Consider the following 12,083-nt stretch of genomic DNA (forward strand, 5'->3'; position numbering starts at 1 on the left):
AGGTGGAGACCCCGTCCCCTGGGTGGCGGGGGTCCGCGCCCTAGCCTGACCCCGTGGCAGGAGAGACGGTGGACGCGGCGGTGGCCGGAACAGCGGGCGAGTGGCACGGCTGGCGTGCGGCGACGCGGGAGGCGCTCTACGGCGAGCAGGGGTTCTACCTGCGGCCCGAGGGCCCCGCGGGGCACTTCCGTACGTCCGTCCACGCGTCGCCGCTCTTCACCGGTGCCGTGGCCCGGCTGCTGTGCCGGGTCGACGAGGCGCTGGGCCGGCCCGCGTCGCTCGGCTTCGTCGACATGGGCGCGGGCCGGGGCGAACTCGTCACCGGCGTCCTCGGGGCGCTGCCCCCCGAAGTGGCGGCACGCGCGCGTGGGTACGCCGTCGAGCTGGCCGACCGCCCCGTGGACCTCGATCACCGCATCGAGTGGCTGCCCGAGCCCCCCGAAGGTGTCACGGGGCTGCTGTTCGCGAACGAGTGGCTGGACAACGTCCCCGTGGAGGTCGCGGAGGTGGACCCGGCGGGCGTACCGCGCCTGGTCCTCGTACGACGGGACGGTACCGAGCGCCTCGGGGAGCCGGTCTCCGGGGCGGACGCGGAGTGGCTGGCGCGGTGGTGGCCACTGCCTCCGGAGCCGGGGACGCGGGCCGAGGTCGGGCTCCCCAGGGACACCGCCTGGGCCGCCGCCAGAGCCACCGTCGAGCATGGCCTCGCCGTCGCCGTCGACTACGCGCACACGGCCGACGCCCGGCCGCCCTTCGGGACGCTCACCGGCTTCCGGGCCGGCCGGGAGACCACGCCCGTGCCGGACGGCTCGTGCGATCTGACCGCCCATGTGGCGCTGGACGCCTGCGCGGGGCCGGGAGCCCGCCTGCTGACCCAGCGGGAGGCCCTGCACGCCCTCGGGGTGGCCGGTGGGCGCCCTCCGCTGTCCCTGGCGTCCACGGACCCGGCGGCGTACGTACGGGCCCTGGCGGGCGCGGGAGAGGCCGCCGAGCTGACGGCGACGGGCGGGCTCGGGGACTTCGGGTGGCTGGTGGAGCCGACGGGCATCCCCGACCCGCTCCTCTGAGGACCCGCTTTTCGGGCCTCTGCGCTACTTGTCGATGTCCCCGACCACGAAGAACAGCGACCCCAGGATCGCCACCATGTCCGAGACCAGCGTCCCGGGCAGCAGTTCCGTGAGCGCCTGGATGTTGTTGAAGGACGCCGAGCGCAGCTTCAGCCGGTACGGGGTCTTCTCGCCCTTGCTGACGAGGTAGTAGCCGTTGATCCCGAGGGGGTTCTCGGTCCACGCGTACGTGTGCCCCTCGGGCGCCTTCAGGACCTTCGGCAGCCGCTGGTTGATCGGGCCGGGCTCCAGTTCGGCGATGCGGTCGAGGCAGGCGTCGGCCAGGTCCAGGGCGTTGTGCGTCTGCTCCAGGAGGCACTCGAACCGGGCGAGACAGTCGCCCTCCTGCCGGGTCACCACCTTCAGGGTGTCCTGGAGTTCCCCGTACGCCAGATACGGCTCGTCGCGGCGCAGGTCGAAGTCCACGCCCGAGGCGCGCGCGATCGGCCCGCTCACGCCGTACGCGTGCACCGCCTCCGCCGAGAGCGCGCCCACACCGCGCGTGCGCCCCCGGAAGATCTCGTTGCCGAGGACCAGGTCGTCGAAGCGGTCCATGCGCGAGCGCACGGACGAGACGGCGGCACGCGCGCGCGTGGACCAGCCCGCCGGGAGGTCCTCCTTGAGGCCGCCCACGCGGTTGAACATGTAGTGCATGCGCCCGCCGGAGACCTCCTCCATGACGTTCTGGAGCTCCTCGCGCTCCCGGAAGGCGTAGAACATCGGGGTGATGGCGCCCAGCTCGATCGGGTACGAGCCGAGGAACATCAGGTGGTTCAGGACCCGGTTCAGCTCCGCGAGCAGGGTGCGCGTCCACACCGCGCGCGTGGGGACCTCCATGCCGAGCATCCGCTCCACGGCGAGGACCACGCCCAGCTCGTTGGAGAACGCCGACAGCCAGTCGTGCCGGTTGGCCAGCATGATGATCTGACGGTAGTCACGCGCCTCGAAGAGCTTCTCCGCACCGCGGTGCATATAGCCGATCACCGGCTCCGCGTGCTGGATGCGCTCACCGTCGAGCACCAGCCGCAGCCGCAGCACGCCGTGCGTGGACGGGTGCTGGGGCCCGATGTTGAGCACCATGTCGGTGCTCTCCGCGGCGCCGCCGACCCCGACCACGGTCTCCGTGGGACCCGTCGTGAGACTCATGGACACAGTCTGTCGTACGTACGCTTGCGGCATGGAGACGGGGAGCCCGGACACCACGGGCGAAACGCGAGGCGAGCCGCACGACGAGCCGGTGTGGACCGGGCTGCCCCGGGACCTGCTGCGGATGCGCCGCCTGCTGCTGGTGGTGTGGCTGGCGCCGCTGACGGTCGGTACGGGGCTGCTGCTCGGCCTGCTCTGCGGCCCCGCATGGGCGGCCTTCGCGCTGCTGCCGCTCGCCCTGCTGCTGTGGGGCTGGCCGATGCTGGGCCGCAACTGGGCCTCCTGGCGGTACGCCGAGCGCGCCGACGACCTGCTGATCAGCAGGGGTGTGCTGTGGCGCGAGGAGACGATCGTGCCGTACGGGCGGATGCAGCTGGTCGAGGTGACCTCCGGTCCCGTCGCCCGGCACTTCGGGCTGGCGAGCGTGCAGCTGCACACGGCCGCCGCCGCGACCGACGCGCTCATCCCCGGCCTCGAACCGGCGGAGGCGGAACGGCTGCGCGACCGGCTCACCGAACTCGGCGAGGCACGATCGGCGGGGCTGTGACGACCCCCGGCACCGACACGGACGTACCCATAGAGAACGGCAGGCAGCCGGTCGTCGAGCAGCGGCTGCATCCCGTCACGCCCCTTCGGCGCGCGTGGGCGCCGGTCGCCGTGCTCATCGGGTGGGCGGTGCACGACCCCGACCAGGCACAGCGCCAGCTGACCCGGCTGACGACCACGACGCTGCTGCTCGGCCTCGCCGTGTGTGTCGTGGGCGGGGCCCTGTACGGCTTTCTGACCTGGTGGTTCACCCACTTCGCGGTGACCGACACCGAACTGCGCATCCGGACCGGCCTGTTGTTCCGGCGTACCGCGCACATCCGGCTCGAACGCATCCAGGCAGTCGACATCACCCAGCCGCTGCTGGCCCGGGTCGCGGGCGTCGCCAAGCTGAAGTTGGACGTCGTAGGGACGGACAAGAAGGACGAGCTGGCCTACCTGGGCGAGGGGCACGCGCGTGCCCTGCGGGCCGAACTGCTCGCCCGCGCGGCCGGGTTCGCGCCCGAGACCGCGCACGAGGTCGGCGAGGCACCCGTACGGCAGCTGCTGCACATCCCCGCGCGCGTGCTCGCCGTCTCCCTGGTGCTGACCGGCGCGACCTGGGGCTCACTGGCCGCTGCCCTCGTCGTACCGCCGTTCCTCTGGTTCGCCACCCACAGCCTGTGGACGGTGCTCGCGACCGGCGTGCCGCTGCTCGGCGCGGCGGGCGCGAGCAGCGTGGGGCGGTTCGTCGCCGAGTACGACTGGACGGTCGGCGAGTCCCCGGACGGGCTGCGCATCGACCACGGTCTGCTCGACCGCACGCACGAGACGGTGCCGCCCGGGCGCGTGCAGACCGTACGGATCGTGGAGCCGCTGCTGTGGCGGCGGCGCGGGTGGGTCCGGGTGGAGCTGGACGTGGCGGGCTCGTCGAACTCGGTGCTGGTTCCGGTGGCGCCCCGCGAGATCGCGGAGGCGGTGATAGGCCAGGTGCTGCCCGGGGTGAAGGTGCCCGCCTCGCTGTCGCGTCCGCCGCGCCGGGCGGGCTGGTGCCTGCCCTTCTGGTGGCGCGGCTACGGCATCGCCGTCACCGACAGCGTCTTCGTCTCCCGGCACGGGCTGCTGCGCCGCAGCCTGGCCCTGGTCCCGCACGCCAAGGTCCAGTCCGTACGGCTGGAGCAAGGGCCCTGGGCGCGCTTCAAGGGCCTCGCGGACGTCCATGTGGACACGGGGGCCAACAAGACCGTCACAGCCGGTCTACGGGACGCCCAGGAGGCCGCGGAGCTGCTCCGGGATCAGGCGGAGCGGTCCCGGACCGGACGGCGGGACGCGCGACCGGACCGGTGGATGGCGTGACGGGTGCGTACGGGCGGGGCCTGACCTGCCGTCAGGAGACCGCGCTCCGCAGGCCCTGGAGGTCGATGTGCTCGGTCTCGTCGTGCGCCGTCAGGTCGATCACCTGACCGATGCCGACCCCGCGCGACTCCTCGTCCGCGGGCTTGAACTGCGCCTCGGACTCGGCCTTGTGCAGCGCGAGCGCCTCCTGCCCGACGACGTCGGCGAGGTCCTCGTTCTGCACGGACTCCAGCGCGGCCGACGCCTGCTCCTTCTGCGTACCGAAGAAGTCGAACCCGCCCTCGGCGGTGGGCCTGCGCACGGGGGCGGTCGTCGGTACGACGGCCACCGCGGTCGGCACGGTGTAGTGCCCGGTGCCGCGCACGGGCTTGGCCGGCTTGGCCTCGGCGGGAGTTGCGGCGGCTCTCGTGTGCCCACGGGCCGCCTCGGGCTTCCCCTTCGCCTCGTCCTCCTGCACGGCCTCCGCCTTGTCGGTGGCGGGGCCGTCGGAGACGGCCTCGGAGACCACGGCGACATCAGCGGGTATCTCCGCCGTCTTCGCCGCCTTCGTCTTCACGTCGGTGGGGGCCGGGTCGGCCTTCGTCCGGGTCTCGCCGTCGAACCTGGCCAGTGCCGCCCGCGCGCGCAGGAAGAGCGAGGAACCCTCCGGGGAGAAGACCGCCGGTGCCGCCGGGGTCTCCTCGTCGGACTCGTCGTCCGTCTCGGCCGTGTCGCCCGTGGTCTGCGCGCCGACCGCGCCCAGGGCCGCCGAGACGCCGGCCGCCGCCGCGTCCAGCGCGGCAGCGTCGGAGTCCACCACGTCGGCCTCGTCCGCGAGGTCCACCGACTCGCCGGAGCCGACCGGAAGCGCCCGCGCCGACCCCGTACCCGCCTTCACGTCCTCGTCGACGTCCGCGCCCGAACCCTGGGCCGGTACCGCGGCCTCCAGCTCCAGCAGGCGCCGGCCCTCCAGCGCGCTGGCCCGCTCGGTCTCCGCCGTGGCGTACCGCCGCAGCAGCGCCGCGTGCTCGTTGCGCAGTCCCTGCAACTCGGCCCGCTTCCCGCGCAGCTTCTGTTCCAGCTTGACGCGCAGCTCGCGGGACTCCTCCAGGTCGGTCTCCAGCTCGGCGATGCGCTCCTCGTGCCGCCAGTCGTCGCTCGCCCGCGCGCGCGTGAGGTCGGCGACCTGCTTGCCCGCCTCCATGTCCCAGCGGCGCATGACCGCGGCGCCCACGACGGTGATGGCCGCGGCGAACGCGGCGATCACCCGGAGGACACCGGTATCCGTGAACACCCAGGGCCCCAGGGCGCAGACGAGCGAGACGCCCGCGATCGCCGCTGGAGGCAGCAGCCGGTGCAGAGGTGGTGAATGGCGGTGACGTCCACGTGGCATGGCCAGAAACTTACCGCGCGTAGGCGAATCTTGGTGCCCCGCCCGGTAAAAACACAGTCGTCCCAGACCCTTCACAGGCCGTACGGCCCTTGGCCTCGGGCCTCGAAGCACCCCTCCCGCGCGCGTCCGTGACGTCAACGGTCCGTCAGCCGCTGACTCAGCCACTCCAGCGAGCCGGGGATCTCCCGCCGCCAGGTGTTGAAGTTGTGGCCGCCGCTCTCCAGGACGATCGTCGAGATCCTCGTCGGGGCCTTCGTCTTGACGAGGTCCACGAACCGCATCGTCGGACCGTAGTTGGCCTCTCCGTGCCTGCTGGTGGTGACCAGCAGGGAGACGTCCGGCGGCGGCATGTGCCTGATGTACCACTCCAGGTCCGCGTGGCGCTTCAGCTTCTTGTCGCCCTGGAAGAGGTCTCCCGTGGTGGCGTCGATCGGCGCCTTGTAGGAGGGCGAAAGACCCACCGCGGCCGTGTACACGCGCGGGTGGTGCATCGCGAGCTTCAGCGCGCAGTAGCCGCCCGTGGAGTCGCCGATGATGCCCCAGCTCCCGGGCCTCGACCCGACCCGGTAGTGGCCGGCGATGGCCCTGGGCAGGTCCTGGGCGAAGAACGTCTCCGTCTGCGGCCCGTTCGGCACGTCCACGCACTCGGTGTCCCGGGGCGGCGCGACGGTCGGCCGCAGCATCACCAGGATCATCGGCTGCGCCCTGCCGTCGCGCGCCAACTCGTGCGCGGTGTGCGGGAAGTCGAGCTTGGTGATGAGGGACTCGGAGGTCCCCGGATAGCCGGTGAGCACGACCACGACCGGGAAGGTGCGCTTCGCGTACTGCGGCTGGAAGTACTCCGGTGGCAGATAGACGTACGCCGGAGAGGTGATCCCCGTCTTCTTGCCGACGACGCCGATCTTCTGGATCTGGCCGCCGACCCTGGGCAGATGACCGCCCGGCACCCGCACCGACTGGGTGGACAGCACCTGGAAACCGCCGTGCGCACCGCTGCTCTGGTCGACGACCACGCCCTGGTCGGTCTCCTTGCCCAGGAGGTCGTCCCAGGAGGCGTAGAAACCGAAACTCTGGTTGACGGCGAGACCGACCGAGGCGAACACCGCGACCTGGGTGGCCAGCAGGAGCACCGCCCGGCCGCTGACGGCCCGCCAGTTGCGGCGCGCCAGCCGGGGCCAGAACGCGATCGTGCCGATGAACAACAGGGCGGCGGCCAGGATCGCCAGCGCCAGCACTGTCCTGCTCGTGAGACCCATGACTGCTGTTGCCCGCTCTCTCCCCCGGCGCCGGCCGCCGCGCTCACGTTCCTTCACAGCGGCTTGCCCCGGACTTTGGGTGTCCTTTGAAACGGCTTTCCACGGGGGAATGAACCTGTTCCCCCGAGACACCGTCCTAGAGGGCGCAATGTCGCCGGATGCCGGATTGGCTCCGGATTCCAGGTCTCTCGCAGAACTACGGGATGCGATGTCTGTCAGGACAGATGGTGAAATGTCGGCCGGGGTTCCGGAACGATCAAGCCGAGTACGGCGCGTACTGAGCGGCCCGCGTCCCGAGGCCGTCCCCGCGGTGGTCGCCCGGGCCTGTGCGCTGGTGGGTCTCGTCGACATCGCCGCCGGGGTCTTCCCGCGCTTCCGGCACAGCCGGATGCACGCGATCGCCGAGGTGCTGCCCGGCGCGCTCGGCCCGTTCGCCGCCGCGCTCTCGCTCAGCACCGGCGTCCTGCTGCTGCTCCTCGCGCACGGCCTCAGGCGCCGCAAGCGCCGGGCCTGGCGGGCAGCCGTGGCCCTGCTGCCGGCCGGCGCCGTGGCCCAGTTCACCTACCGGCACTCGCTCGTCGGGCTGGTCATCTCCGTCCTCCTGCTGGTGGTGCTGCTGCGCCACCGCACCGAGTTCGAGGCGCTGCCCGACCCGCGCAGCCGCTGGCGCGCGCTCACCAACTTCGTGCTGATGAGCGCCGGTTCGCTCGCGCTCGGGCTGGTCATAGTGAGCGCCCACGGCGACCGCATGTACGGCGACCCGAGCCTCGCCGACCGCATCACCCACGTCCTGTACGGCCTGTTCGGCTTCGAGGGCCCCGTCGACTACGACGGGCCCACCTCCTGGACCGTCGGCTACTCGCTCGGCGCCCTGGGCCTGCTGACCGCCATCACGACGATCTACTTCGCCTTCCGGCCCGAACACCCGGCCGCGCACCTCACCCAGGAGGACGAGGACCGGCTGCGCGTCCTCCTCGACAAGCACGGCCGCCGCGACTCCCTCGGCCACTTCGCGCTGCGCCGCGACAAGGCGGTCGTCTTCTCCCCCAGCGGCAAGGCGGCGGTGACCTACCGCGTCGTCTCCGGCGTGATGCTCGCCAGCGGCGACCCGATCGGCGACGTGGAGGCCTGGCCGGGCGCCATCGAACGCTTCATGGACGAGGCCAAGGCCCACTCCTGGACCCCCGCGGTCATGGGCTGCTCGGAGACCGGCGGCGAGGTCTGGACCCGCGAGACCGGCCTCGACGCCCTCGAACTGGGCGACGAGGCGGTGGTGGACGTCGCGGATTTCTCCCTCTCCGGGCGCGCGATGCGAAACGTGCGCCAGATGGTCAAGCGCATCGAACGCGCGGGCTACGAAACCCGGGTACGGCGCATCCGTGACCTCGGGGAGAACGAGCTGGAGCGGATCAGGCGCGCCGCGGAGGACTGGCGCGGCACCGACACCGAGCGCGGCTTCTCCATGGCCCTGGGCCGCATCGGCGACCCGGAAGACGGCGACTGCCTGATCGCCACCGCCCACAAGACCGACGAGCAGCCCGGCCCGTACGGCGACCTGAAGGCGATCCTGCACTTCGTGCCGTGGGGCACCGACGGTGTCTCCCTGGACCTGATGCGACGCGACCGCTCGGCCGACCCCGGCATGAACGAACTGCTCATCGTGGCCGCCCTGGAGGCCGCCCCGCGCCTCGGCGTCGCCCGTGTCTCCCTCAACTTCGCCATGTTCCGCTCGGCCCTGGCCCGCGGCGAGAAGATCGGCGCGGGTCCTGTCCTACGCGCCTGGCGCGGCCTGCTGGTGTTCCTGTCCCGCTGGTTCCAGATCGAGTCCCTGTACAAGTTCAACGCGAAGTTCCGCCCCCGCTGGGAACCCCGCTTCGTGGTCTACCGCACCTCCAGCGACCTCCCCCGCATCGGCCTGGCCGCCATGCAGGCGGAGGGCTTCGTGAACCTGGCCCTCCCCCGGCTCCTGCGCCGCCGCACCGCGTCCCGGCGCCCGTGCGCCCACGGGGTGTCGGACAGAGGGACGGTACGCGCGGCGTGACGAGAAGGGCGGGCGGGTGGGAAACAACGGCACAAACCACAACGCACCCGCACCGACAGATCCCGCCAAACCGCCGGGGGCCTACGCTGAACGCATGAACAACCACAGCGGACGCGGCCGGGTCGTCGGCCTCCCGGCCTGGGACCGCTGCGCGGTCATGGGCGTCGTGAACGTGACCCCGGACTCCTTCTCCGACGGCGGCCGCTGGTTCGACACGACCAACGCCGTCAAACACGGCCTCGACCTGGTCACCGAGGGCGCCGACCTGGTGGACGTCGGCGGCGAGTCCACCCGCCCCGGCGCCACCCGCGTCGACGAGGCCGAGGAACTCAAGCGCGTCGTCCCCGTGGTCCGCGGCCTCGCCGCCGAGGGCGTCACCGTCTCCGTCGACACCATGCGCGCCTCGGTCGCCGAACAGGCGCTCGCGGCGGGCGCCGTCCTCGTCAACGACGTCAGCGGCGGCCTCGCGGACCCCGCGATGATCCCGGTCGTCGCGGACTCCGGCGCCCCCTTCGTCGTCATGCACTGGCGCGGCTTCCTGGAGGGCGGCAACATCAAGGGCGTGTACGCGGACGTCGTCTCCGAGGTCGTCGACGAGCTGCACGCGCGCGTGGACGCCGTACTGGCCGGCGGTGTCGCCCCCGACCGGATCGTCGTGGACCCGGGTCTCGGCTTCTCCAAGGGCGCCGATCACGACCTGGCCCTCCTGGCCCACCTCGACCGGCTGCACGGCCTGGGCCACCCCCTCCTGGTCGCCGCGTCCCGCAAACGGTTCCTGGGCCGCGTACTGGCCGGCCCCGAGGGCGCCCCGCCGCCCGCGCGGGAGCGCGACGCCGCCACCGCCGCCGTCTCCGCGCTCGCCGCCCACCAGGGCGCCTGGGCGGTCCGCGTGCACGAGGTCCGCGCGACCGCCGACGCCGTACGGGTCGCCCGCGCGGTGGAGTGGGCCCGCGACGCGGAAGCCGTCCGCAGCGCAGAGGGAGCCCGGTGAGCGCGCCCCACACCGACGTCGAGCAGGTCGAACTCGCCAACACCGCCTTCTACGAGGCGCTGGAACAGGGCGACTTCGAGGAACTGTCCTCGCTCTGGCTGACCCCCGCCGACCTGGGCGTCGACGAGGAGTACCACGACCCGGCGGAGACCGGCGTGGTCTCCTGCGTGCACCCGGGCTGGCCGGTGCTGACCGGACGCGGCGAGGTGCTGCGCTCCTACGCGTTGATCATGGCGAACACCGAGTACATCCAGTTCTTCCTGACCGACGTCCACGTCTCCGTGACCGGCGACACCGCCCTGGTGACCTGCACCGAGAACATCCTCAGCGGCGGCCCGGCACCCGAGGACAGCGACGAGCTGGGGCCACTGGTCGGCCAGCTGGTCGTCGCCACCAACGTGTTCCGCCGTACGCCCGTCGGCTGGAAGCTCTGGTCACACCACGCCTCCCCGGTCCTCGCCGAGACCGACGAGGACGAGGCGGACGACACACCCTCCTGAGCCGAACGTGGCCGAAGCCCGCCGAACGTGGTTGGAATCACGAACACGGGGTAAGTGCGGCTACCAGCCCGTGAGCAGCCGTGTTCCCACGGGGAAACACCCGATGAACCCTCTTGACCATCACGTGGACGGGCCCCTCGTGGGGCGAGCGCTGTCAGTGCCCGCGGGTAGATTCGGAAGTGGCTGACGGGCCGGGCGCACCCGGTCCGAAGCGGCCGCCAACGACGATTGCAGGAGTGATTCGCGTGGATCGTGTCGCGCTGCGCGGCCTGAGGGCCCGTGGACACCACGGCGTGTTCCCCCAGGAGCGGGAAGAGGGCCAGACCTTCGTCGTGGACCTCTCCCTCGGCCTGGACACCCGTCCGGCCGCGGCCGACGACGACCTGGCGAAGACCGTGCACTACGGCATCGTGGCGGAGGAGGTCGTGGCCGTCGTCGAGGGCGAGCCCGTCGATCTCATCGAGACGCTCGCCGAACGCATCGCGCAGGTCTGTCTGAAGCACCAGGGGGTCCGGGAGGTCGAGGTGTGCGTCCACAAACCGGACGCGCCGATCACGGTCCCCTTCGACGACGTGACCATCACCATCACCCGGAGCCGAGTATGACCGCCTCGTTCACCGAGAGTCAGAGCGACCCGACCGTCCAGCCGGTGCCCGCCTCCGTCGTCCAGCAGGTGGACGCCGCCGACACCACCCTGCACAACCCGAAGCGCGCCGTCATCTCCCTGGGCTCGAACCTCGGCAACCGCCTGGAAACCCTCCAGGGGGCCATCGACGCCCTGGAGGACACCCCGGGCGTCCGCGTCAAAGCGGTCTCCCCGGTGTACGAGACGGAGCCGTGGGGCGTCCCCGAGGGCAGCCAGCCGTCGTACTTCAACGCGGTGGTCGTCCTGAAGACGACGCTCCCCCCGTCCTCGCTCCTGGAGCGCGCCCACGCCGTCGAGGAGGCCTTCCACCGCGTCCGCGAGGAGCGCTGGGGCCCGCGCACGATCGACGTCGACATCGTCGCCTACGCCGACGAGGTCTCCGACGACCCGGTCCTCACCCTCCCCCACCCGCGCGCCCACGAGCGGGCCTTCGTCCTCGCCCCCTGGCACGACGTGGACCCCGAGGCCCAGCTGCCCGGCCGCGGCCCGGTGGCGGCGCTCCTGGAGAAGGTCGCCCTCGACGGTGTCGCGCCCCGCGCCGACCTGGAACTCCAGCTGCCGGAATAGCCGTTAAGGTCATGACGGCCACAGGTCGGTGGTCCGGTCCGGGGAGCTGAAGGGACACCGTGAGAGAGCTGCACGTCAAGATGCTGGCCGGCGTGTTCGTGGTCGCCGGAGTGCTCTCCTGGGCGGGCGCCCGGCTGTGGAACTCGGTGGGGACACTCCCGAGCGTCCCGCTGGCCGCCCCCATCGTCCTCGCCCTGATCGCCGCGGTCCTGCTGGCCACAGCCCTCTCCCTCCGCGCCCGCCTCAAGGCCCAGCGCGACCGCCGCCCCGGCGCCAAGGGCGTCGACCCACTGATGGCCGCCCGCGCGGTCGTCTTCGGCCAGGCCAGCGCCCTGGTGGCCGCCCTGGTCGCCGGAATGTACGGCGGCACGGGCGTCTTCCTCCTGGAGTCCCTGGACATCCCCGCCCGCCGGGACCAGGCCATCTACGCCGGCTTCTCGGTCCTGGCAGGCATCGCGGTCATAGCGGCAGCCTTCTTCCTGGAACGGGTCTGCAAACTCCCGGAGGACGACGACAACAACGCGGGCACGGCGCCAGCGGCGTGAACAGGCCGGGGAGGAGCGCCCCAAAGGGGCGC

At 72.2% G+C, this 12,083-nt stretch carries 12 protein-coding genes; 9 read left to right on the forward strand and 3 right to left on the reverse strand.

Translation table 11 applies throughout. The features are described from left to right. The first annotated feature begins 53 nt into the window (after positions 1 to 53). The gene (locus OG787_RS20085) at positions 54 to 1,067 is read left to right on the forward strand and encodes an SAM-dependent methyltransferase (RefSeq protein WP_405535923.1); all 1,014 of its coding nucleotides are present in this window, start codon (positions 54 to 56) and stop codon (positions 1,065 to 1,067) included. 24 nt (positions 1,068 to 1,091) lie between these two features. Here the strand turns inward: OG787_RS20085 and OG787_RS20090 are convergent, their stop codons facing one another. Continuing rightward, positions 1,092 to 2,252: an NADH-quinone oxidoreductase subunit D gene (locus OG787_RS20090; RefSeq protein ID WP_369034070.1), complete on the reverse strand. Its 1,161-nt coding sequence runs from the start codon at positions 2,250 to 2,252 to the stop codon at positions 1,092 to 1,094. A 31-nt stretch (positions 2,253 to 2,283) separates the two neighbouring features. Here OG787_RS20090 and OG787_RS20095 point away from each other — a divergent pair, with 31 nt between their 5' ends. Then, positions 2,284 to 2,799: a PH domain-containing protein gene (locus tag OG787_RS20095; RefSeq protein ID WP_405535924.1), complete on the forward strand. Its 516-nt coding sequence runs from the start codon at positions 2,284 to 2,286 to the stop codon at positions 2,797 to 2,799. Next, positions 2,796 to 4,133, forward strand: coding sequence for a PH domain-containing protein (locus OG787_RS20100; RefSeq protein ID WP_405535925.1), 1,338 nt, complete (start codon positions 2,796 to 2,798; stop codon positions 4,131 to 4,133). Before OG787_RS20095 ends, OG787_RS20100 begins: the two co-directional genes overlap by 4 nt. A gap of 31 nt (positions 4,134 to 4,164) precedes the next feature. Here the strand turns inward: OG787_RS20100 and OG787_RS20105 are convergent, their stop codons facing one another. Both OG787_RS20105 and OG787_RS20110 read right to left on the reverse strand, forming a co-directional pair. Further along, the gene (locus OG787_RS20105; RefSeq protein ID WP_369034073.1) at positions 4,165 to 5,505 is read right to left on the reverse strand and encodes a hypothetical protein; all 1,341 of its coding nucleotides are present in this window, start codon (positions 5,503 to 5,505) and stop codon (positions 4,165 to 4,167) included. Positions 5,506 to 5,639: 134 nt separating this feature from the next. Further along, a complete protein-coding gene (locus tag OG787_RS20110) occupies positions 5,640 to 6,761 on the reverse strand; it encodes an alpha/beta hydrolase (RefSeq protein WP_405535926.1) in 1,122 nt (373 codons plus the stop codon). 232 nt (positions 6,762 to 6,993) lie between these two features. Between OG787_RS20110 and OG787_RS20115 the strand changes: the two genes are divergently transcribed. The 6 genes from OG787_RS20115 to OG787_RS20140 all read left to right on the forward strand — a co-directional run bounded on the left by OG787_RS20115 (position 6,994) and on the right by OG787_RS20140 (position 12,051). Further along, positions 6,994 to 8,802, forward strand: coding sequence for a phosphatidylglycerol lysyltransferase domain-containing protein (locus OG787_RS20115; RefSeq protein ID WP_369034075.1), 1,809 nt, complete (start codon positions 6,994 to 6,996; stop codon positions 8,800 to 8,802). Between the two features lie 94 nt (positions 8,803 to 8,896). Next, a complete protein-coding gene (gene folP / locus OG787_RS20120) occupies positions 8,897 to 9,793 on the forward strand; it encodes a dihydropteroate synthase (protein ID WP_405535927.1) in 897 nt (298 codons plus the stop codon). Further along, positions 9,790 to 10,293 carry a nuclear transport factor 2 family protein gene (locus OG787_RS20125; RefSeq protein WP_369034077.1) on the forward strand — a complete coding sequence of 168 codons (504 nt, stop codon included), beginning with the start codon at positions 9,790 to 9,792 and terminating at the stop codon, positions 10,291 to 10,293. The genes folP and OG787_RS20125 overlap by 4 nt, the downstream gene beginning before the upstream one ends. A 245-nt stretch (positions 10,294 to 10,538) precedes the next feature. Next, positions 10,539 to 10,898, forward strand: a complete 360-nt coding sequence (gene folB, locus OG787_RS20130) for a dihydroneopterin aldolase (RefSeq protein ID WP_405535928.1) — start codon at positions 10,539 to 10,541, stop codon at positions 10,896 to 10,898. After that, complete coding sequence (folK, locus tag OG787_RS20135; protein ID WP_405535929.1) at positions 10,895 to 11,506, forward strand: 2-amino-4-hydroxy-6-hydroxymethyldihydropteridine diphosphokinase; 612 nt, start codon at positions 10,895 to 10,897, stop codon at positions 11,504 to 11,506. The genes folB and folK overlap by 4 nt, the downstream gene beginning before the upstream one ends. Before the next feature lie 80 nt (positions 11,507 to 11,586). Continuing rightward, on the forward strand, positions 11,587 to 12,051 hold the full coding sequence (locus OG787_RS20140) for a DUF3180 domain-containing protein (RefSeq protein WP_389355982.1): 465 nt from the start codon (positions 11,587 to 11,589) through the stop codon (positions 12,049 to 12,051). Positions 12,052 to 12,083 lie beyond the last annotated feature (32 nt).

It is taken from the genome of Streptomyces sp. NBC_00075 (genome assembly GCF_045041225.1).
Taxonomy (GTDB): Bacteria; Actinomycetota; Actinomycetes; order Streptomycetales; family Streptomycetaceae; genus Streptomyces; species Streptomyces adonidis.